General features: G+C 34.5%; 19 protein-coding genes. 3 read left to right on the top strand and 16 right to left on the bottom strand.

The genetic code is table 11. The annotated features are described in order from the left end of the window. Window positions 1–46: 46 nt before the first annotated feature. The 12 genes from hemB to ASM33_RS06850 form a co-directional block, all read right to left on the bottom strand. The gene (gene hemB / locus ASM33_RS06905; protein WP_110409806.1) at window positions 47–1,036 is read right to left on the bottom strand and encodes a porphobilinogen synthase; all 990 of its coding nucleotides are present in this window, start codon (window positions 1,034–1,036) and stop codon (window positions 47–49) included. A 59-nt stretch (window positions 1,037–1,095) separates the two neighbouring features. Continuing rightward, the gene (locus ASM33_RS06900) at window positions 1,096–2,721 is read right to left on the bottom strand and encodes an N-acetylmuramoyl-L-alanine amidase (protein ID WP_110409807.1); all 1,626 of its coding nucleotides are present in this window, start codon (window positions 2,719–2,721) and stop codon (window positions 1,096–1,098) included. Between the two features lie 53 nt (window positions 2,722–2,774). Beyond that, the gene (gene nuoH, locus ASM33_RS06895) at window positions 2,775–3,797 is read right to left on the bottom strand and encodes an NADH-quinone oxidoreductase subunit NuoH (RefSeq protein WP_110409808.1); all 1,023 of its coding nucleotides are present in this window, start codon (window positions 3,795–3,797) and stop codon (window positions 2,775–2,777) included. Beyond that, window positions 3,781–4,392, bottom strand: coding sequence for a hypothetical protein (locus ASM33_RS06890; RefSeq protein ID WP_110409809.1), 612 nt, complete (start codon window positions 4,390–4,392; stop codon window positions 3,781–3,783). Before ASM33_RS06890 ends, nuoH begins: the two co-directional genes overlap by 17 nt. After that, window positions 4,376–6,424, bottom strand: coding sequence for an NADH-quinone oxidoreductase subunit NuoG (nuoG, locus tag ASM33_RS06885; RefSeq protein ID WP_110409810.1), 2,049 nt, complete (start codon window positions 6,422–6,424; stop codon window positions 4,376–4,378). The genes ASM33_RS06890 and nuoG overlap by 17 nt, the downstream gene beginning before the upstream one ends. Window positions 6,425–6,434: 10 nt before the next feature. Beyond that, window positions 6,435–6,638: a hypothetical protein gene (locus ASM33_RS06880; protein WP_110409811.1), complete on the bottom strand. Its 204-nt coding sequence runs from the start codon at window positions 6,636–6,638 to the stop codon at window positions 6,435–6,437. A gap of 114 nt (window positions 6,639–6,752) precedes the next feature. After that, window positions 6,753–7,253 (bottom strand): RDD family protein, encoded by a 501-nt coding sequence (locus tag ASM33_RS06875; RefSeq protein WP_110409812.1) that lies wholly within the window; start codon window positions 7,251–7,253, stop codon window positions 6,753–6,755. A 64-nt stretch (window positions 7,254–7,317) separates the two neighbouring features. After that, window positions 7,318–8,619: a WD1261 family protein gene (locus ASM33_RS06870; protein WP_110409813.1), complete on the bottom strand. Its 1,302-nt coding sequence runs from the start codon at window positions 8,617–8,619 to the stop codon at window positions 7,318–7,320. A gap of 89 nt (window positions 8,620–8,708) precedes the next feature. Beyond that, complete coding sequence (gene mnmA, locus ASM33_RS06865; RefSeq protein WP_110410560.1) at window positions 8,709–9,839, bottom strand: tRNA 2-thiouridine(34) synthase MnmA; 1,131 nt, start codon at window positions 9,837–9,839, stop codon at window positions 8,709–8,711. 139 nt (window positions 9,840–9,978) lie between these two features. Beyond that, window positions 9,979–11,148, bottom strand: coding sequence for an ankyrin repeat domain-containing protein (locus tag ASM33_RS06860; protein WP_110409814.1), 1,170 nt, complete (start codon window positions 11,146–11,148; stop codon window positions 9,979–9,981). 66 nt (window positions 11,149–11,214) lie between these two features. Continuing rightward, on the bottom strand, window positions 11,215–12,930 hold the full coding sequence (locus ASM33_RS06855; protein ID WP_110409815.1) for a cation:proton antiporter domain-containing protein: 1,716 nt from the start codon (window positions 12,928–12,930) through the stop codon (window positions 11,215–11,217). A gap of 5 nt (window positions 12,931–12,935) precedes the next feature. After that, complete coding sequence (locus ASM33_RS06850) at window positions 12,936–13,508, bottom strand: thioredoxin family protein (protein WP_110409816.1); 573 nt, start codon at window positions 13,506–13,508, stop codon at window positions 12,936–12,938. 109 nt (window positions 13,509–13,617) lie between these two features. On the opposite strand from ASM33_RS06850, the gene tmk reads away from it, so the two are divergent. Then, the gene (tmk, locus tag ASM33_RS06845) at window positions 13,618–14,223 is read left to right on the top strand and encodes a dTMP kinase (RefSeq protein ID WP_110409817.1); all 606 of its coding nucleotides are present in this window, start codon (window positions 13,618–13,620) and stop codon (window positions 14,221–14,223) included. Here tmk and purD read toward each other — a convergent pair. Together purD and serS are read right to left on the bottom strand one after the other, a co-directional pair. Then, on the bottom strand, window positions 14,220–15,491 hold the full coding sequence (purD, locus tag ASM33_RS06840; RefSeq protein ID WP_110410561.1) for a phosphoribosylamine--glycine ligase: 1,272 nt from the start codon (window positions 15,489–15,491) through the stop codon (window positions 14,220–14,222). The genes tmk and purD overlap by 4 nt on opposite strands. A gap of 34 nt (window positions 15,492–15,525) precedes the next feature. Further along, window positions 15,526–16,803 (bottom strand): serine--tRNA ligase, encoded by a 1,278-nt coding sequence (gene serS, locus ASM33_RS06835; RefSeq protein ID WP_110409818.1) that lies wholly within the window; start codon window positions 16,801–16,803, stop codon window positions 15,526–15,528. Window positions 16,804–16,947: 144 nt separating this feature from the next. On the opposite strand from serS, the gene ASM33_RS06830 reads away from it, so the two are divergent. Both ASM33_RS06830 and dusB read left to right on the top strand, forming a co-directional pair. Continuing rightward, window positions 16,948–19,011 carry a hypothetical protein gene (locus tag ASM33_RS06830; RefSeq protein ID WP_110409819.1) on the top strand — a complete coding sequence of 688 codons (2,064 nt, stop codon included), beginning with the start codon at window positions 16,948–16,950 and terminating at the stop codon, window positions 19,009–19,011. Window positions 19,012–19,030: 19 nt separating this feature from the next. Beyond that, a complete protein-coding gene (dusB, locus tag ASM33_RS06825) occupies window positions 19,031–20,020 on the top strand; it encodes a tRNA dihydrouridine synthase DusB (protein ID WP_110409820.1) in 990 nt (329 codons plus the stop codon). Window positions 20,021–20,058: 38 nt separating this feature from the next. Here dusB and ASM33_RS06820 read toward each other — a convergent pair whose 3' ends face one another. Next, entirely contained in the window at window positions 20,059–20,817 is a 759-nt protein-coding gene (locus ASM33_RS06820) for a cytochrome c1 (RefSeq protein ID WP_110410562.1), read from the bottom strand. Between the two features lie 197 nt (window positions 20,818–21,014). Next, on the bottom strand, window positions 21,015–22,244 hold the full coding sequence (locus ASM33_RS06815; protein WP_110409821.1) for a cytochrome b: 1,230 nt from the start codon (window positions 22,242–22,244) through the stop codon (window positions 21,015–21,017). Window positions 22,245–22,478: the final 234 nt, after the last annotated feature.

The following is a 22,478-nucleotide window of genomic DNA, read 5'->3' as shown; positions in this document are numbered from 1 at the left end:
TTGCTCCATTTACATTCAATTGTTATAATCCTCTAAAATGAATAAACTATAACTTTTTTGCAATATCAAATGCAGCATAAGTAAATATTGCGCTTGCACCTGCACGTTTAAATCCAATTAAAGATTCATAAATCACTTTATCATAATCAATCCATCCATTATTTGCTGCAGCTTTTATCATTGCATACTCACCACTTACTTGATAAGCAAAAATCGGAAAATTAAATTTATCACTTGCTGTTTTAATAATATCCAAATATGGCATGCCTGGCTTCACCATAATGAAGTCTGCACCTTCATTTATATCCATTTCAATCTCGCTGATCGCTTCACGTGCATTTCGATAATCCATTTGATAACCACTTTTATCTATAGAGTTTGATAGCCCACATGAACCAACAACTTGCCTGAATGGTGCATAAAAACTGGAACAATATTTTACTGCATAAGATAATATTGACACATCCTGAAAGTTGCTACCATCCAGTGCTTTTCTAATCATTCCTATTCTACCATCCATCATATCAGAAGGGGCAACTATATCGCATCCTGATTCTGCCAAAACAAGTGCTTGCTTACATAACACCGATAAAGTTTCATCATTTTCTACATCCACCTGATTGTCTTTTACAATGCCGTCATGACCATGAATAGTGTAAGGATCTAGTGCAATGTCTGCAATAATACCAATTTCAGGCGCCTTTGATTTTACAGCACGAATTGCTCTGCAGATTAAGTTATTAGAATTATATGATTCCTCAGCATTTTTGGATTTTAAATTACTATCAACTACAGGAAAAATCGCAACAGCGTTAATTCCTAAATCCTTAGCTTCTTGAATTATGGACACTAGTCCGTCTATTGAATAACACTTTACGTCTGGTAAACCAGAAATTGGTTCGGTTGTTTCTTGCTTTTCATGAACAAAAAGAGGCAAAACTAAATCATTTACTGATAGCAAGTTTTCACTTGTTAAATTGCGAATCCATCCGCTTGAACGTCTGCGTCTTAATCTAGTATTTGGGAAATTAAACATTATTAGATCTCTTTATTTTATCTGCTAAATCTATTATCACAAAGATAGTATAACTGACATCAACTGTTTTTGTATTTTAACAATTCATCTTCTACATATTTTAACGATTCTTCCTGTAACTCACTCCATCCTATGCTTCTTATTTTAGGCATAAACTCTTTGTGAAACTGGTTCTGAAATTCTTTGCCAATTAGTGTGTAAAAAACTGAAAATTTCTCACTGAACTTATCATCAAAACCAAATCTACTATATAGATCTGACAGCTCTTTATCATCTAATTCTTGAATAAGATTTTTCAAGTTTGAAAGTATTGGATTTTTCAAATTATGATTCCATGTAGAATGATAACCAAGCTTATACCTCAAATTTCCTTGATAGTAACTGTTTATTGTTTCCATCGCATTTTCAAAAAAGTTAGACATATTACTATTAATAACACTCTGATACTTCTCTCTTTTTTGAAGAGGAATCTGATCTATAAATGTATCAACAAGTGACAAAATTGCGTTCTTTAGGGCATCTACTGCACTTTGAGGTAAGACATCATATATCTCTAATCTCGTATATGGCAGGTCTTTCCTAAAATTTTTTGGCAAGTAACGTGACGAAAATTGCAATATCACCAGAGCAAGTTTATCATCAAACGCACTAGTATATTCTATATCATCTTCTGGAAAGTTTATTTCTGCCTTTTGACCAATGAAAGGTTCAATTTTATAGCCAATATTATTTAACCTTCTTTTTAAGTTAATAATTTCACCAGTATTATCTCCATATTTATATAACAACCTTCCTAAGCTACTGGCAGAAATATGGTTACCTTGGTGTATTCCAATACCATTTTTTTCTAAATATTCCCAATCTAAATATTTACTTGGGTCAGGCTTGCGCAATATATAATTTTCAAGACCATCATCATACTCTATTGTGCCAATTTCAAAATGACTAAAAATCATATTTTTCTTGATTTGAAAGCGATTCATTAAGTATGAAATAAGATGTGCAGCAGATAACATTTGTTCATTTGGATAAGGCTCATTTCCAGTGTTTACAAGCTCTATTCCTATTGAATAATCATTCAAAAAAGCTAACTCTATAGTATCCTCACGCTTCAAGTTAATTATATATGCTTCATCAGATAAAAGGACTTCTCTCATCATTTCTTTTTGTTGATCTGTAAAGTGTTGATTACCACATTCACCCAAAAGTTTTGCAACGTTTAGCTGAATATCCTGATCACTTGATTCTTTAAAATAATTGATAAGATTCTTAGAAGATTGCAATTTTGCTTCACTGTATGGAACTCGTATGTAACTTAATCCAGCATGCCACGCACTCTTTTCTATTGGAACCATATATGTAATGGCTCCATCTTTGCCAATGACAAAATGTGCTGAAATTTTACTATTCTGTTCTTTAAACCAATCTACTGCACTACTTGCAGTGTTACAAATAGTGTGATGCAATATAATCATTTCAGGCTTTGCATTTGTGATCCTGCTTGCATAATTTGGAGAGAGATCACCAGTTATTTTACTAATTGATGTTGATTTTTTAATGTCGTCAATATCAGTTTTTATGACATCCCTATCATTGCCTTCAACAGACCTTATTCGTACTTTATGAAATATGCCAACAACAAAACAAGCTATTATCACGCCTGCAATAAAAAACTTTTTAAACATAAAGACAAAAAACCATGACAGTATTCATAAGACTATTTTTCTCTATTTAAATATTAATTTAAGTTGGGTAAATTCCCAGTAAAGAGCAGCACTCCTGAAACCAATATTACCCAAAGTACTGATATTGGTAAAAACACTTTCCAACCAAGACGCATGAGTTGATCATATCGATAACGAGGTATTGTAGCTCTAATCCAAATAAATATGAACAAAAGTATAACTATTTTTAAAATAAACCAAATTAAACCTGGAATCTTATAAAGTAAACTAAACTCGAGTGGTGGGTACCATCCACCAAGGAAAAATATTGTCATCATAGCACTTGCTAAAATCATGTTTGCGTACTCTCCAAGGAAAAAGAGAGCAAAAGGCATGGAAGAATATTCAACATTATACCCGGTGACGAGCTCTGATTCAGCTTCTGGTAAATCAAACGGATGGCGGTTGGTTTCTGCAAGTAAAGAAATGAAAAATATTACCCCAATAGGCATTAGTAGGAGATCAATCCAAAATGGCATGCTATGCTTTACTACAACCATCTCTCCAAGATTTAATGTGCCAGTAGTAATAACAACTGTAGCAACTATTAGGCCTATTGAAACTTCATATGAAATCATTTGAGCAGCTGACCTTATGCCGCCAAGAAATGCGTAGTTAGAGTTGCTTGACCAACCTGCAATAATGATGCCATAAACTCCTAAAGATGATATAGCGAGCACATAAAGCACCCCGACGTTAATGTTTGCTATAACCTTAGGAATCACCACTTGCTGACCATTTTCTACAATTACATCAGCACCAAACGGTATAACTGCCCAGGCAATCAATGCTAAAATAAAGGTCAGCATTGGGGCCATAATAAACAGTATGGTACTTGCTCTAAATGGTATTATTGGCTCCTTAATTATTAATTTGATAGCATCTGCAAACGGCTGCAATAACCCAAATGGCCCGACTACACTTGGACCGTGCCTCAGTTGAATTGCGGCAATGACTTTACGTTCAAAATATACCAAATATGCTACTGAAAGCAAAAGTGGAATAAGGAGAAAGAGAATTTTAAATATTAAATGCATATAGCCCTAAACCAAAAAAGTAATTCATAATTGCCAAAATGAAGAATATAGCAAGTCCACGAGATAAAGCAGATGATGTTATTAGAGTAAGAGCAGCAACTATATTCCGCAGCTTACCATTTTTCAATTTAGCATAGCAGCATGGTACGCATCCAATGAACACTATAAATAACATAACTACAATAATCATGGGTCGAAAATGATTATTTCCCTTACCTAAAACTATATTAAGTACAATCAAATATCCAAATGCCTCAATAAATTGCTTGAAAAAATTAAATATCTTTGATGATGTACCATTTTCTAATTTAGCATAATCCCATGACATGCATCCAAGTAAAATAATCATGAATATTATGAACGGAAAATGACGCCATCCATCTTCAGTAAACACAAAAAATCCAATAGCTACCCATATAAATCCATTAATAAATAATTTTACAATATGCGCACGTAATTGTAACAATGTATAGTGCTTATGTTCTGAACTTGGATCTTGGTTCATTATCATGAAATTGGCTTGATGCTCAAAGTAAACCAAGACTGGCAGTAAAAAAGGCGTTAAAAAAAATAAAATATTAACTAGCATTATCATAAAAAGCCTTGGTACAATCTGCCATTATTTTTGAAGCGCGACTTATTGAATCTGTCATATAAAAATTATACTCTTTTAAAGTAAAAGGTATTTTACTTAAATTTATTTCATCACTGCTTATTGACACCCATTTATTTTTTATTACTTGATCAGCATTTCTAAACTGTGGACCTAAAGTATCTAATTTTTTTCTCACATCAAATAAACTATCATACGGCAATGAGAGATCCAAATATTGTGAGAGATTCTTAATAATTAACCAGTCTTCCTTTGCTTCACCAGGTGGGAATACAGCTAAATTTGTCCTTTGCGCTCTGCCTTCAGTGTTTACATAAGTTGCATATTTTTCTGTATATGCAGCGCCAGGTAGTATGATGTCTGCTACGTGTGCGCTTTTATCACCATGGTGGCCTTGGTAAATTACAAACGTATTTTCTAATTTTGATGTATCAATTTCATCTGCAGCAAGAAGATAAACAACTTCTATGTCACCGCTTTCTGCACTTTCCAGTATCTGATTAGTGTCTTTCCCACCTTTTTTAGGAATAAACCCGACGTCTAGCCCACCAACTCTTGCTGCAGCTTTATGAAGCACATTAAAGCCATTCCAATCATCTCTGATCATGTTAAATTTTTCTGCAATTGTACCAGCTAGAGCTAAAATTGAGTTAGCATCATCTCTTATCAATGCCTCTTGACCGATAATTAGCATAGGATTCTGAGCAGCATTTAGCAGCTCGCAGAATTTATGCTTTCCTTCTGCTATTTCATTTAAAATATTTGGGTTGTCACCTAATTTTTCAACATGATATAGGTATTGAGTATCAGGACCAATGCTTGCAATAGTAAAACCACCTTGCAAATATCTCTTTCTCAATCTTGCATTAATGATCGGCGCTTCTGTTCTTGGGTTTGTATTGATCAACAGGCACAAATCTGCATTTTCTATACCATCAATTGTAGTATTAAACACGTAAGATGCGCGATTATTTGGTATAAGCTTTGCACCATCTTGTCTGCAATCTATATTGCCAGAACCAAGCTTCTGCATCATTTCTTTGAGTAGAAGCATAGACTCAGAGTCTGCTAAATCCCCTGCAATCGCAGCTATTTTGTGTGAGTTTGTATTCTTTAATTTTTTTGCAGCAGCAGTTAATGCCTCGTTCCAATCAACTGGAACTAATTTACCATCCTTTTTTACATAAGGTCGATCAAGACGCTGCACTTTTAACCCATCATAAGCAAATCGAGTTTTATCTGATATCCATTCTTCATTTATTTCTTCATTCAGCCTTGGTAATATCCGCATAACCTCCGGGCCACGATAATCAACTCTGATTGCACTTCCAACCGCATCCAGTACATCTATAGTTTCACAGTGTGATAGCTCCCATGGACGAGCTGTGAAGGAATAAGGTTTTGAAGTTAAAGCTCCAACTGGGCAGAGATCTATGATATTTCCAGATAATTCAGAGCTGATGTGCTTTTTTATGTAAGTGCTGATTTCTACATTTTCTCCTCTTCCGATTCCTCCAAGTTCATTTGTACCTGCAACGTCTGATAAAAATCTAACACACCTTGTACAATGAATACATCGATTCATCGCTGTTTCAATCAGCGGACCAAAATGCTTTTTTGGTACAGCTCTTTTATGCTCCTCGAGTCTGCTAACTCCTTTGCCATAAGTCATTGTGATGTCTTGCAAATCGCACTCACCACCTTGATCACAAATTGGACAATCGAGTGGATGATTAATTAGTAAGAATTCAAGCACACCTTCACGCGCTTTCTTAACCTTTGGAGTATCAGTGTGAATAACCATGCCTTCTGCAACTGGCATTGCACAAGAGGCTACTGGTTTTGGAGGTCCACCCTCCACTTCAACTAAACACATTCTGCAATTACCAGCAATTGCCAAGCGCTCATGATAACAAAAGCGTGGAATCTCCACCCCCGCTATTTCACAAGCTTGAATTATAGTGAGACCATGCTCTACTTCACATTCCTTAGAGTTGATAGTAACTTTAACCACAAATTTAAACCTATGATACAGCTTCCCATTTTATAGGATCACCATTTTCATCTTCAACCAGATTACCATCTTCATATTGAGCAGACATGTATTTGTCACGCTCATCACGATTTACATATAGAACAGGCTTCACTGGTTTATCCTTATACATTCTTTGCTCAGCTTTCTTACGCTGAGTAGGGTTGTTTTTACTAGCTGTCTTCGCCGTTGCCATATAAATTCCTAAAAATTTCTCATTCTATTTTAACACTTAAGTATACAGCGTCAATATTAAATAATTTTAAAAATTCAATAAGTAAGCAATGATATTGATTGCTGTAGAGAAATGTTAATTAGGTTTACATCCTATTACTACTGTATTTGCAAGTTTATCATAAAAAGTTTGTTTTCGTTGATCGAATATTGCAAATATTAAAACTAAAATTGGTAAAATCAAAGAATATCTAGAAACATAATCACACAGCAAGGAAGAAATAATTGAGAAAACTGTCTGAGAAACACACCTTATTGTTGCTTGTATTAGAGTGACATTTGTAAATGTATTTACGTCTTTGACATATATACCACATAACAGCTTTCCTGGAGTGCCACCAAGCCTTGTTATCATTAATATTTCTAGTACTGCGCACAGCACTGACGTAAAGATTGTATAAGTAGATGTTAATTGTTTAGTTTCATCAAGAAAATCGGTATAGATTTCATTATTACCTGATAGTGCAATATACAAAATAAATAGAGGAAAGAAAAATATGATAGAGTCAAGTATTACTGCCACAGTACGTCTTGTAAATCCTACATAAATTACTCGAATGTCAGTTGTGATATCCATAAATCCCCACGTTTCATAATATTATCCTAATATAAAAACATGTGATTAAATAATCGTAAATATGTTAATTTACGTAATGTGTAGTGTTCACTACACTTCCACTCGCTACTTCATTTATTTCATTAACCATTGAAGATGGCAACTCTGGTGGTTTTTGTTGTGAATTGAGCAATTGAAACACAGCATATACTATTATAATAGTAAGCAATGCAGCAATTGCTAGATTAGTAAAATTGTCTTGTGGCAAAATACCTTTAAATGGCTGTAATAGTTTTTGTTTCATAAAAAGATAATCAACAATACATACCACAAGAGATAATGTAGCTGCACCTAAAATAACCCAGCAAGCTGTGTTTTTATATTTTGTATTTTTTTCTTCTTTATGCTCTTGGTGTGGATTTTGGTAATATATATTCTGAGGATCCGTTACTCTTTTTTCAAACTCATCACTAAATCCATCACTGTTTTGATTTTTTAGTAATTTTTTCAGAGTACTTTTGATACTTTTAGGATGTGAAAATCCTTGATTACCTTCATTTGCATATATTGCAGATGTATTGAATTCTCTAGTAAGGTCACCTATACCTTTATTGTCAAGTCTATACGTGGTGAATCCATTTTGATGTGGTAACTCAATTTGCCTTATTACTTGCGTTAGTTGTATAATATAATTATAACACGCAGAGGTATTTATCTTTTGAGCTTTCTCATTAATATATTGATTGAGTGGCAAAATATCTTGATGACTTCTGTGTACAGAGAAGATGCCATAACTAGAAAATAATAATGCAATATCTTTATCTGTTTTTATGTTATGGATAGAATAATAGTGACTGATCACTTCTTTACATAAGCTAAATTCTTTATCAAACTTATCCGCATAATTTATCTTTAGCAGCCCTTTAACGCTCTTTAGTACTTGTTCTTCAAAATCACTTTCATTGTTAAATAAAGTGTTGCCTTTTGGGTTTGCTAAAATATTAAGCAACTTGAATTTTTTCTCATCTTCCGTTGGCTGTTCATGATTTATAATTTCATTTAACTGTTGTCCCAGCATATTATTGCTAACTGCTGCATATATTTTATCGATTACTTCCTGAGTACTTAACTGATCATTCTCAGCAAGAATTTTATAAGCTTGAGTATGAATCAGAAATAGTCCTTGTAGACTGAACATTAAATTGAAATATCTATCCAGTGGTTCCTCTGCTTTTCTAATGAACGAAGAAAGATCGAGGTGATTTCTATGATCTATAATATGACGACCTAAATCAGCATGTTGAAAACTGCCGCAGCGAATGAATACAGCCTCTAATAAATTACCCTTACCAACAATTTTTATCAGCTCTTCAACTTCTTTGATCATTACCTATACCTATGATACCACGCTTATTATAATATAAGTGATATTAAGCGAAATTACAAGAAAATGTTATGCTAGATTTAGACTATACGTCAAAATAAATTTGCTGGTTGAGCGCATATCCACCCGCCACCAATAACTTGTTCATCTTTATATGCCACACAAGCCTGACCAGGGCTAATTCCAAAGTAGTCATCATTTAAGACAACACAAGCTTTATCTTTTTCTTCAGTTTTATATATTGTTGCTAAACTCCCTGCGTGTGATGATCTGAGCTTCACAGTTACTTCCATACCCTCTTTTGGTTGTTCTAACCAATTTAATTCTTTGATTAGTATCTTCTTTTGCATAAGCGCACTAATCGGTCCAACCACAACCTCATTACTTTTTGTATTAATTTTTACCACATAAAGAGGTTCATTGTGTGCAATACCTAAGCCTTTCCTCTGCCCAACTGTAAAATTTACTATACCGTTATGTTCTCCTAAAATTTCCCCATCTGTATTTACTATTTTACCTTTTTGCACAGACTGAGGAGCGAGCTTTGCTATTGTCTTACTATAGCTTTCAGAAACAAAGCATATATCCTGACTGTCTGGCTTATCGGAAATTTGTAAGCCAAAATATTTCGCTAATTTCCTTATATCATTTTTATAAAATCCACCCAGTGGAAACCTAAGGAATTTTAGTTGCTCTTCCGTTGTTGCAAATAGAAAATAACTTTGGTCTTTGCTCTTATCAATGCTTCTGCACAACTTCACTTCGCCATTTTTTTCTAATCTTCTCACATAGTGCCCTGTCACTAACACGTCAGCATCCAGATTTTTCGTAACCTGCAATAAATCACGGAATTTCACTGTTTGGTTACATTTTACACAAGGTATAGGTGTTTCCCCACGCATATAGGTGTCTGCAAAGTCCTTTATTACCTCTTTTTTAAATATTTCTTCATAATTTAGAATATAGTGAGGGAATCCAACACTTTCAGCCACGCGCTTGGCGTCGTAAATATCTTTCCCAGCACAACATGCGCCTTTTCTTGCGTTAGCATTATCAGTGCTTCCATACAGCTGGAGAGTCACACCGATTACTTGATATCCCAAATTATGTAACAAAGCTGCAGCAACAGAACTATCAACTCCACCGGACATTGCAACAACAGCTTTGGTTTGATTAGGAGATTTACCTTTTAATAAAGGTTCAATTTCAAATTCTTCGAGCACGGTTATCTTATACTTATAAACAAATATTGTACAGAATAATATGAAAATTAAAAGAGCTAGAGCAGTTTGTTCATGAGTTTGCTGCAAAATACCCACTAAAAAATTATTTATGCTTCCATTATACCCTAGAGCTCTGCATCTAAAGGTGGACTATTTCCCTCATCATCGCATTTGCAGCATCCATATTTCTTAGCACTTCTAACTGAATGTCACGCAGCTCTGTATCTATATTTATATTTCCTAACCGCACTTCATTCATGGATTCATTTATAGCTCTCATAATTAGCATGCGTTCTATACGGGAAAGTGGTTCAGGTTGCCGCGCATCAGGAGGGTTGTTTGGACCTAAGGAACGATTCCTGAAAATTTTACATATATCTATTAAACAGATAAGCAATAAACCTAAAGCAATTCCAAGAATAGAGTATGGAACAATTTCAGAAGATTTAGATATATCTATTACATAACAGGCAATAGAACTAACTTCTTCAAATAGAACCAGTGGGGTGCCAACAGAGAACAATAGCTGTGAAGCAAAAAAATATCCATTGCCAGCTACTATGTCAGCAAATACAGCAAAGCAATATAAGGATGCCAATCCAGAGATTAATAGCTCTCTTTTATCATGAAAACGGCTATTTATAGATACACCATTAAATATAAATCTTCCTAGCAGATACATATGAAAACTAAGAGCGATCATAGCATATAATGCTAATGACGTATGTAACATTCCGCATTCCAGTACAATAGCTACCAAGACAGCGCTGGATGCAGCAGCAATAAGAGCTTTTGCCATATGTGGTTTTGCTTTTTTTAATAGAAGTTTAGCTTGATCAGACAACGTGGTACGTCTGTATATCTCTTCCTCAATTTTCCTTACAATTTCAGAAGTACCCAATTTTTTTGCATATTCTAGTGCAGTGTCATTGTACCGATTTGGGGGATAAGGGTAATTATTAACCTGATAGTCATTTTTAATAGAAAAATCTATGCTTTGATCTGCTAACAAAAGCTTTACTGCTTCAGCAAGCTTAAAAGAAATAGCCATGTGTAAAGCAGTATTTCTCTGCTTTCTATTTTGAATATTAATGTTGATATTTGGATTTTTTATGAGTAAGTCAGCCATGCTTTTGTATGCATCCTCACTATTGCCATCAATTGCCCATGCTGAAATTATACTCATTAATGGTGTATCGCCATCAACAAATGAATTAACATCAGCACCATCTTTTATGGCTTTTTCAAATTTTTGTAAATTTAACTCATCAATAGCTTCAAACAGCTCTTGAGTTGCTCTGCTTAACATTATAGTACCTTACATACCTTAAGTGACATACTATAATTTATTGTATAAATAGTCTATTGTCTATAGCTATTCATCTTTTTCGCTGCCAAGATCTTTTAGCATACTATAATTGCCTTTTCTGAATCTACTTTTTAAAGATGTCACTCCGCCTTCACTAATTCCACTTAAGCTGAGCGCTGCTGCACCAAGCTGCAGTCCTATTTCAGATGTTTCAGGAATAATTTTACTAGCCCCTAGATCTTTATAAATTTCTACATTACTTAGATCAGGCAAACGTATTATAATATTTACATGCGGAAAATTTGCTGCAACTAAAGAAACAATCTTTTTTATAGTGACCTCATTTTTTATTGAGATGACAATTGCTTGCGCTCTTTCTATTCCTATTGATTCTAAAATCTCTGGTCTTGTAACATCGCCAAGGTATATAGGAAAACCATCACTTTTTCCTTCCTTGACTATTTTTGATTGAATGTCCACAACAACGTAACTTAAATGTTCCGCAGTAAGCATTTTTGTTACCATGTATCCAACTCTACCAAACCCAGCAACTATTACATGATTGTGCAGATCTTGTGTGTCTGTCTCTACTGCTTCATCGTCTAATATTACTTCACTACTTGATGAATTTGCTATCCAATCTCCGATTCCTGATAAAAGAGGAGTGAAAGCCATTGTTACTGTAGTTAATATCATAAGTATTTGAGCAACGTCCTTGTCTAATACTTCCAGTCCACTTGCTAAACGAAATAAAATAAATGCAAACTCACCACCTTGCGCAAGTAGTAATCCTGCTTGTATAGCAGGTGCAGCCTTAAATCCAAAAAATCTACACAAAGTATATATTATGGATGTTTTTAAAACAATAAGGATAATAGACAGTAAAGTAATGAGAGGTAATTGACTGAATAAAAGTTGAATGTCCATAGACATACCAACAGTCATAAAAAATAGCCCAAGAAATAAATCCTTAAATGGCAAGACTGCATGTTCTACGGAAAGTCTATGTTCTGTTTCTGCAACTAATAATCCAGCAACGAATGCTCCGAGTGCCATCGATAAATTAAAATGTTCAGTAACATAAGCTGCTCCGAGCACTATCAAAAGTGTTGTTGCTACAAATATTTCATTACTCTCCATTTTAGCAATAACTGAAAATAGAGGTCTAAGGAGCAGCCTGCCAATTATGAATATTAGTACTAAAGCAATAGCTGCTTGTCCTAATGACTGTACTAATGAGCTTATAATGCTACCCTCGGAATTGCCACCTAGTATGTTTATAAACACTATCAAAGGGACTACTGCAAAATCCTGTAATAAAAGTACGGCAATGGATAATCTACCTACTTGTGTTGCCTGATGACCTTTTTCTTGCAGAACCTGCAATACCATCGCTGTTGATGATAATGCAAGGCTGCCACCAATAACCAGTGCTGTCTTTGAATCTGCTCCAAAAGCACGGGCAACACACCATATTGCTATTGTTGTAACTACAACTTGAAGAGAGCCAAAACCAAATACATGGATGCGCATGGCAATTAATCGCTCAAATGTTAATTCAAGACCTATAATAAATAGCAGAAAAACTACGCCAAATTCTGCAAGATTTTCCATTACTGCAGCTGAATGTATTAATTCTAATCCAGGAAGATTAGTCAATGCCCCAGCAACAAAATAACCAAGCACTGGACTAATATTCATCTTCCAAAAGGCTATGACTATGAATACAGCAGCAGAAAGTAAAATTATAATATCAAACAAGTACTGAGAAGTGCTGTGCATGATATTTAACCTGTAGGATTAGACCATTTAATTGAGCAGCCGATACTGGACTTTTGATCAGATGGACAAGTACCTGTTTCTGCAACAAATTTCATGGCTTGAAATAAATCACTACTTCCCACCTCATAACCTGGGATTCTCTCTTTTTTTGCATCATTAAAACGTCCACGATAACAAAGATTTAAATTGGAATTAAAACCAAAAAAATCAGGAGTACAGACAGCACCGTACTCTCTTGCTACTTCTTGTGTGCTATCAATGAGATATGGAAATGTGAATTTATTTTTCTTGGCAAAATTGATCATATTTTCTAATGAATCTTCCGGATATTCATTCACATCATTTGGCATTATTGCAACAGCATTTACCTGGTGATCTTTTTTCAATAGATCAATATCACTGACTAAATTGCTAATAATTGACTGAACGTAAGGACAGTGATTGCATATGAACATTACAATAAGACCATTTTCGCCACAACATTCACTTAATGTATAGTGTTTGTTATCCACCCCCAAAAGATTAAAATCCTTTGCAATGAAGTCAAAATCTACCTTAGGTGTATTAAGAGCAACCATAAGCTTAAAGTGAAACGTTAGTATATTACGTATAATTTATGATTTTATTACTTAAGTGTCAAACGGTTTCTATGTATACTATTTGCAAGCTTTTCATAATTTAAAATTTATGTTCATAACATTTGAAGGGATAGACGGCTCTGGAAAAACGACACAATCCAAGATGCTTGCAGATTATTTCAAGCAAATTCATGGAGAAGATAACGTAGTGTTAACCAGAGAACCAGGAGGCACTGATTTCGCAGAAAAAATAAGAGGAGTATTGTTGAAAACTGATATTGATCCTATTTCTGAACTCCTATTGCTTGTCTCAATGAGATATGAGCATATGAAAAAATTAATATTACCGTCTCTTGAAATAGGGAAAGTAGTAATTTGTGATCGATTTATTGATTCAACTATTGCATATCAAGGATATGGACTTAGTGTTGACTTGGAGCTCATAAGAAAATTGCACAAGTTACTGGAAATAAAACTTCCAGATATCACATTCATTTTAGATATTGATGTTGATGTTGGATTAAGTAGAGCGCAAGATAAAAATAAATATGAAGAGATGGATGTTGATTTTTATAATAAAGCTAGAAAAGGGCTCAAAGGAATAGCTACAAAAGAACCAGGCAGGTGCTATATTCTCACTGAGATTAGAACAAAAAATGAAAATGAAGTTCACGCTGAAATTATTAGGCTTCTTAAACTAAGGCATTTGGCTTAGCTACCTATATCATATCTAAAAAATCCACCTGGCCACTCTAAGAAATTCAACGCTGAATATACTTTAGTTTTTGCTTCTTCTATTGTGTCTCCTTCTGCTACTATATTTAATACTCTTCCACCATCAGAAATCCAATCACCGTTTGAATCCAGTTTTGTACCAGCATGAAATACCAATATGCCAGGCATACTTTCGATTTTATCCAATCCTTTAATTACTTCTCCCTTTTGATATTCACCTGGATATCCTTTGCTTACTACAACTACACAAATTGTAGATTTATTATTCAGTTCCACTGTTTTTGCATTTAGCTTTCCTTGTGCAACTGACAACATCAATTTTAACAAATCACAATTAGAATCAAGCCTAGGTAATATGGATTGTGCTTCTGGATCACCAAACCTGACATTATACTCAAGAAGTTTTGGGCCGTCTTTGCAAAGCATTAAACCAGCAAATAGTATTCCCTTATAAGGAGTGCCCATATTAACTAATGCTTGAATTGTAGGATATATTATTCTTTGAACAATTTTTTGTTCCATATCTTTATTTATAATTGAAGGTGAGGAATATGACCCCATACCTCCGGTATTTTGACCTTCATCATTTTCATCAGCTCGTTTGTAATCCTTTGCATATCCAAAGGTTACCACCTTCGACCCATCAATAAGAGCAAAAAAACTTACTTCTTCTCCAGTTAAAAATTCTTCTATGATTATTTCTTCACCTGATTCACCAAATTTTTTCTCCACTAACATTAAATCTATTGCTGAAAAAGCTTCATCTTCTGTGTAACATATTATTACGCCTTTCCCTGCTGCAAGTCCATTTGCTTTCACTACGAGCGGAAATTTTACTTTATTGCCCTGTACAAAATTTTTAGCTAATTTTTCATCGACAAAACGCTCGTACTTGGCAGTTGGTATACCATATTGTTTGCATAGTTCTTTGGTAAAAGATTTTGATGCTTCAAGTTTTGCAGCTGCTTGGCTTGGCGCAAAGACGTTTATTCCCTCTGCAGCTAAATCGTCAGAGAGTCCATTAATTATTGATTGTTCTGGACCAATAATTACCAATTCTATATTTTCTCTCTTACAAAATTGTGTCACATCCATTGAATTTTGAATATTTATATCCACAAGAATCGCAAAATTTTCCATAGCCTTGCGGCCAGGAGTGACGTATAATTCAGTTAACATAGGAGATTTTTTTAAAGCCCAAAGTAGGGCGTGCTCACGTCCACCGGAACCTATGACTAAAACCTTCATCTTTATTTCCTCGATTTTTTGTATGCCAAAATTATTACTTTTGTATAACAGTATCACTGCCCATATATTTTTGCAACACGTTTGGTATTGCAATTGAGCCATCAGAATTCTGATAATTTTCCATTATGGCGACAATAGTCCTTCCTATCGCTAAAGCTGAGCCATTTAAAGTATGAACGTATTTTTTTGTTTTTTTATCAGCATTCAAAGAATATTTAGTGTTCATTCTTCTTGCCTGAAATGTGCCGCAATTTGAGCAGCTTGATATCTCTCTATATTTATTTTGTTCGGGTAACCATACTTCTATATCATAAGTTTTTTGTGCAGCAAAGCCCATATCACCGCTGCATAATAGCATAACTCTATACGGTAATTCTAATTTTTTTAGTATCTCTTCAGCAACATTTGTCATACGTTCAAGCTCATTGTTTGATTGGCTTTCAGTTGTAATGCTAACTAACTCCACTTTACCAAACTGGTGTTGCCTTATCATTCCCCTAGTATCGCGACCTGCACTTCCTGCTTCTTTACGAAAACACTCTGAATACGCAGTAAAACGAGCCGGAAGCTCATTTTCACTCATCAATTTACCTGCAACTAGATTTGTCAACACTACTTCACTTGTGGGAATTAATCTTAATTTATCAGTAGTTAAATATGAGTCATCGGAAAATTTAGGTAACTGGCCAACGTTATACATAGCCTCATCCTTTACCAAAATTGGGTGATATATCTCAACATAGCCAAATTCATTTACATGCGTTTCAAGCATAAAATTTACTAATGCTCTTCCAAGCTTAGCTAATTGTCCTTTTAGCACTGCAAATCTTGATCCAGAAATTTTTGCTGCTTGTTCAAAATCCATTAAACCTAACTTTTCCCCCAGCTCATAATGAGCTTTTGATGTAAAATCAAATTGCTTTTTTTCTCCATGTTTTCTAATTTCTACATTGGAATTCTCATCTTCGCCTATTGGCACATCTTGCGCGGGAATATTCGGTAAACTCGAAAGAGCGCTAGCTAGCTTATCCTTTTCTATTTGTTCTTTTAAGCTAATTGTCTCTATTTCATTTGTGATGTTTTTTGATAATTCTATCTGTTCCTCGCAAGGGCTCTTGCTCGTTTTTAGCTTCTTTATTTCCTCTGTAATTTCGTTGCGCTTCCTATTTAAATCCTGCAGCTTAGTTGTGAATGACCTTTTTGCGCAATCGATTGCTAATATTTCTTCCGCATTAAGCTCTTTTATCCCCCTATTTTTCATTGCTTCACTAAATGTTTCGGGATCTTTGCGTATATGTTCTATATCATGCATAATTTCATACTTATCAATGCTATTACTTTACTTTAAAAGCTTTCAGCACTCAACATGATAATAATATTCTAAAATAGCTATTACGTGTTGATTTTTTTGCTAGGGTGTGCTAAAATATTAGTACCCAGTAGTTCAGGATTAAACATGAGTAACGATCGATTAAATGTGTATAATAATTACATACAAAAACACTCGCTAAGTGGTTTCAAGTCAGGTTTAAAGTACGGTACTTATCTCTATATAGGTGCTACTTTTGCTTGCTTAATGAGCCCATTATGTTTTATCCTTGGTGCTAATGTATTAGCTAATATTTTAATTCTACCACTTGCGATACTAATCTCTAATCCTATAGCTTGGATTGTAATGGGAATGATTTTTATAGCTGCATCTGGAGTAATAATGAGTATGGCTACCCCTCTATTTCACTTGGCTAAAGATCTTATTAATAAAGCAAGAGTTCAAAAAAAGAGTGAGGAAAAAGATATCGAACACGAGCCAACTCTAGAAACTCCAGAAAGGTCAATAACTCCAATAGCTCTAGATATTCCAAAAACCCCAGACAGGGAGAGTGGTATTGTTATACAGGAAGTAGTTAAGGATTCTTTTGTCACTGCAACAAATAAAGGAAATTATGAGTATGAATTAACTACTACTGATATTAGAGGTATTGCAGAAAGTAAATATGGATGGACAGCTCATAAAGATAGAAAAGGCTTGAAAAATATTTCTAAAGGTGTGTTTTTTGCTTGTCCTGACGATCTTACATGCTCTTTAGAGAAAGAACTAAAAGAATATAAAAATAAAGTGAAACAAGGAAGTGATAATTTAATATTTACCTCAATCCTTAACTTAAATGGAAATCATTGGGTAACATTGGTTGTTTCTTATGATAAAGAGAGTAAAAAGTTTAGAGCTTACTATTGCGATTCATTTGGTAAACCAATACCAAATGATATATCGGATGTATTAAATAATACCCTAGGAATAGATAGCAGTGATATTGGAATATCTGAAGCTGAACAACAAAAAGATGGAGATACGTGGAATTGTGGAATATTTGCCTTAATAAATGCCAAGAAAATTACAGATATGATAAAAGAAGGCAAATCATTTGGTGAAATTGGCAATGCATTGTCAAGATGCAAATTTAGTCTGGAACGAAAAAGAAAAGTGTTTGCAGATGCGCTAAAGCAGGATAAGCAAAGCAGATCTAGCACGCCAGATGACAGAAGTCGTAGAATTTCTGGTGATTCATTGGATAGTGGTTGTGGTTTAGATGGCGAAGAATTTTGCGGAGATTGGCCTACTCTTGTACATCAAACAAATAGAGGAAATTATGGTTACTGGTTACAGCAACATGATATATCTTATATTGCAAGAATTCAGTATGGGTATTTGGAAGCTTCTGAAAATAATGTATTTTTCTCTATTACTGGTGATGTGAACTCTTTAAATGAAAGGTTAAAAGAATATAAAAACAAAGCAGAACAAGAAAATTCAAAAAAAACATTCACTTCAGTCATTAATTTAGGAGGTAATCATTGGGTAACATTAGTTGTTAGTTATAATCCAGCAAATAAGAAATTTGTGGCTTACTATTGTGATTCATTTGGTACCCCATTACCAGATGTAATAGATCCAAGCGTAGAAAGTAGTATATACACTGCTAATAAAATTACTGAAAAGCAATTAATACCTTTAATGAATGAAAATAGTAAGTTAATACGCAAACAAGAAAGTAATACGGATAATTCAAAGATTGAAGAAGAAAAGCAGAATAACGAAGCGGCATTAAGATGTGTAAGACAGGATAAAGAAGAACTAGTGAACAAACAAATCAATACTGCTCACATAGTAGGTATATTGCAAGCGACGCTAGGAATAAATGATAACAGCAATATAAAAAGCTCTAAAGCTAAACAACAAAATGATGGATGGAATTGCGGAATATTTGCACTAGAAAATGCTAATATAATTACACAGATGCTTACTGAAGGTAAATCGCTTGATGATGTTGAAAAAGAATTATCAGAATATAAGCTTGATTTGGATGAAAAGAGAAGGGAATTTACAAGAGCGCTTATGAATGATGAAGAGTGGAGGAGTGCTGATGAAAATGATCTTTTATATGATAGAGCAGCACCTTTTTCAAAAACTGAAAGTGTTTTATCTTTGCAAAGTGTGTTATCTTATTGTCCTATAGTATAACTTGAAATCAACACAACTTATGTCACTACAAATAGGAAACTTAACAATTGATTCCTCGGTAATCTTGGCTCCGATGTCTGGTGTGACTGATTATCCATTCAGAGCTGTGGTTAAAAAACTTGGTGCAAGCTTGTTAATTTCAGAGATGATTGCAAGCAGGGCTATGATCATGCAAACTCGCCAAAGTTTACAAAAAGCAAAAGTTGATGAGCTAACTGCTGTTCAGCTTGCTGGATGCGAACCAGATGTTATGGCGGAGGCTGCAAAACTAAACGAGGATATGGGTGCTAAAATAATAGATATAAATTTCGGTTGCCCTGTTAAGAAAGTTGTAAATGGTTATGCAGGATCGGCTTTAATGAAAGATGAGAAAAAAGCTGCTGAAATCATTGAAGCTGTGGTCAACGCAGTGAATATACCAGTTACAGTGAAAATGCGTACTGGATGGAATGACGAAAATCGTAATGCTCCGCGTTTAGCAAAAATTGCTGAGGATTTAGGAGCAAAAATGATCACTGTGCATGGTAGGACAAGGGCACAGCTTTATAATGGTCAAGCAGATTGGAAATTCATTAGAAATGTCAAAGAGCAAGTAAAAATTCCAGTTATAGTGAATGGTGATATCAAAAATTTAAATGATATTCAAACTGCTTTAAAAGAATCAGGAGCAGACGGGGTAATGATAGGTCGTGGTGCTTATGGCAAGCCTTGGCTAATTAATCAAGCAATGAACTTTTTAAATGGAAATGAAATTTCTGAGCTAACGCCTTCAAAGAAATTAAGCACCATACTTGAGCATTATGACAGCATCCTTGAGTACTATGGAAATGATCCAGGCATAAAAATGGCCCGCAAGCACATAGGTTGGTATAGTAGTGGGCTTAAAGGTTCGTCTGAATTTCGCGTGAGAATAAATAATATGATAGATAGTGCGGAAGTCAAAGAAAGTATTATTGACTTTTTCAGTAAAAATATGACCTCTCTGGATTCAAATGCTTCGCTTGGCTAGTGTGTAAAATGACACCATTAGGGCTACTTGCATAAGCGCTATTTCTTCTTATAAAGTTTACTCCATACTTTCTTGTTAGTTAGCACAAAAAATACTGTTAAAATTACAAAATATGCCACTACTTTTAACCCAAGCTTGTGCCTTCGTTCCATTTCTGGTTCTGCTCCCCATTGTAAAAAGCTCACTATATCATATGCCATATTCTCAACTGTAGCTTCCACTTCACCATCATACTGTACTAAACCTTCAGATAGTGGTGGTGCCATGGCTAGTCTGCCTGTTGGAAAGTAAGGGTTAAAATACAAATCATTTTCATCATGCTCATCACCTTTATAACCAGTAAGTAATGAATAAATATAATTTGCACCATCATGTCTTGCTTTAGCAATTAAGGATAGATCTGGTGGAACTGCACCATTATTGCTTGCCGCTGCTGCTTCTTTTGAATCAAAAGGTGCAATAAAATAGTCTGAAGGTACTCCAGGTCTATCGAACATTTCACCCAAATCATTTGGGCCATCTTTTACTTGGTAAGAAGCTGCAATCTGTTTTACGTCTTCTTCAGAAAATCCAATATCTTGTAAATTACGAAATGCCACCCTATTCATTGAATGGCAAGCTGCACAGACCTCCTTATATACTTTATAGCCACGTTGAATTGATTCTCTATCAAAAGATCCAGTAATTCCGTCAAATTTCCAGTCCATTTTTTTGTTTGGTGATGGTTGAAATTCTTCAGCGGATATAAAGCTAGATAAAAATAATATGAAAAGCATTACCAACAGAGAGGATGTCATTCCAGTGCGTGACACTGGAATCCAGCTTATTTCATTACTGACATTATGTTTATCGCATGCTTCTAGAATCGGTTGTTCATTGCATAATTTGTAAGTGTTTTTATACCTGGATCCCAGTGTCACGCACTGGGATGACAACAAAAGATACTTGGATAACAATGCAGGAAATTTTATAAAAGTTCTATTTTTCAGCAGCATCACTTCATCTCCGGCACAGAGTTACTTAAAGTTTTTGGTGGTTCCTTTGGCTTTTCATACTTACTAAGAAGCGGCAAAATTATCACAAAATATGCAAAATAATAAAGAGTGGATACTCTACTCATAGTAATATAAGGCTCTTTCACTTCCTGTCCACCGAGCCAAGCAAGAAGCAAAAAATTCACTGCGAAAACCCAAAAAAATTTCTTAAATATGGGGCGATAAGCACCACTTTTGACTTTAGATTTATCAAGCCAAGGCAGAAGAAACCAAACTAAAATAGACGCAAACATGGTAAGCACACCAATAAGTTTGTCTGGAATTGAACGTAGCATCGCATAAAAAGGCAAAAAATACCATTCTGGTACTATGTGAACAGGAGTTACCATAGAGTCAGCTTCTATATAATTGTCTGGATGCCCAAGATAATTTGGAGCGTAAAAAACAAATGCAAATAAGATTACAAAAAACAGGCCAAACGTTATACAATCCTTAGCTATGTAATAAGGATAAAACGAAATGGTATCCTTGCTTGACTTGACTTCCACTCCACTTGGATTACCAGAACCAAATCTATGGAGTGCAATAATATGCAGCATAGCAAGCGCTACAATAATAAAAGGTAACAAATAATGTAGAGCAAAAAAGCGATTAAGCGTTGGATTATCGACAGAGAATCCACCCCATAGCCATATAACTATTTTATTTCCAATTAAAGGTATAGCTGAAAATAAATTGGTTATTACTGTTGCACCCCAAAAACTCATTTGTCCCCATGGAAGTACGTATCCCATGAAAGCAGTTGCCATCATTGCAAAAAATATAAATATACCTACAAACCACACCATCTCTCGTGGCCTCTTGTAAGATCCGTAATATAACCCACGCATTATGTGAGCGTAAACCACCATAAAGAAAAGTGACGCCCCAACAGCATGAGTATAGCGTATCAGCCATCCATAGCTTACGTCACGCATTATACGCTCTACGCTATTGAATGCATGATCAACGTGTGGAGTATAGTGCATAGCAAGAAATATGCCTGTAATAATTTGTAAAATCAGCGCTATGCCAGCCAAAGAACCAAAATTCCAAGCATAATTCAAATTTTTTGGTACTTGATAAGAAGCAACATGTTTTAGAAAAGAAAATATAGGCAGTCTATACTCTATCCATCCTAATATGCCTTTTTCTTCTTTTATTGTTTCTTTTTTATCGTCTTCCTGCATAACTCAAACCTTTCTAAGCACATATTAATTGCTACTTTTAATCTTATTTTTTATTGTAGCAACTTATCCCTTGTACACAATAAAAACTTTAGAAACCTCAGCTTGTATTTTCAAGTAGTGAGTCATTTTCATATCTTATTTACACTAGCAAAGCTATTATAAAGCATAGAAACAAATTCGTTACAACTTATCTTAAAAACAATATAATACTTAATATATCAATAAATAAAAACA

It is taken from the genome of Wolbachia endosymbiont of Folsomia candida, assembly GCF_001931755.2.
Lineage (GTDB): Bacteria > Pseudomonadota > Alphaproteobacteria > Rickettsiales > Anaplasmataceae > Wolbachia.
This window is presented reverse-complemented; position numbering and strand designations above follow the sequence as displayed.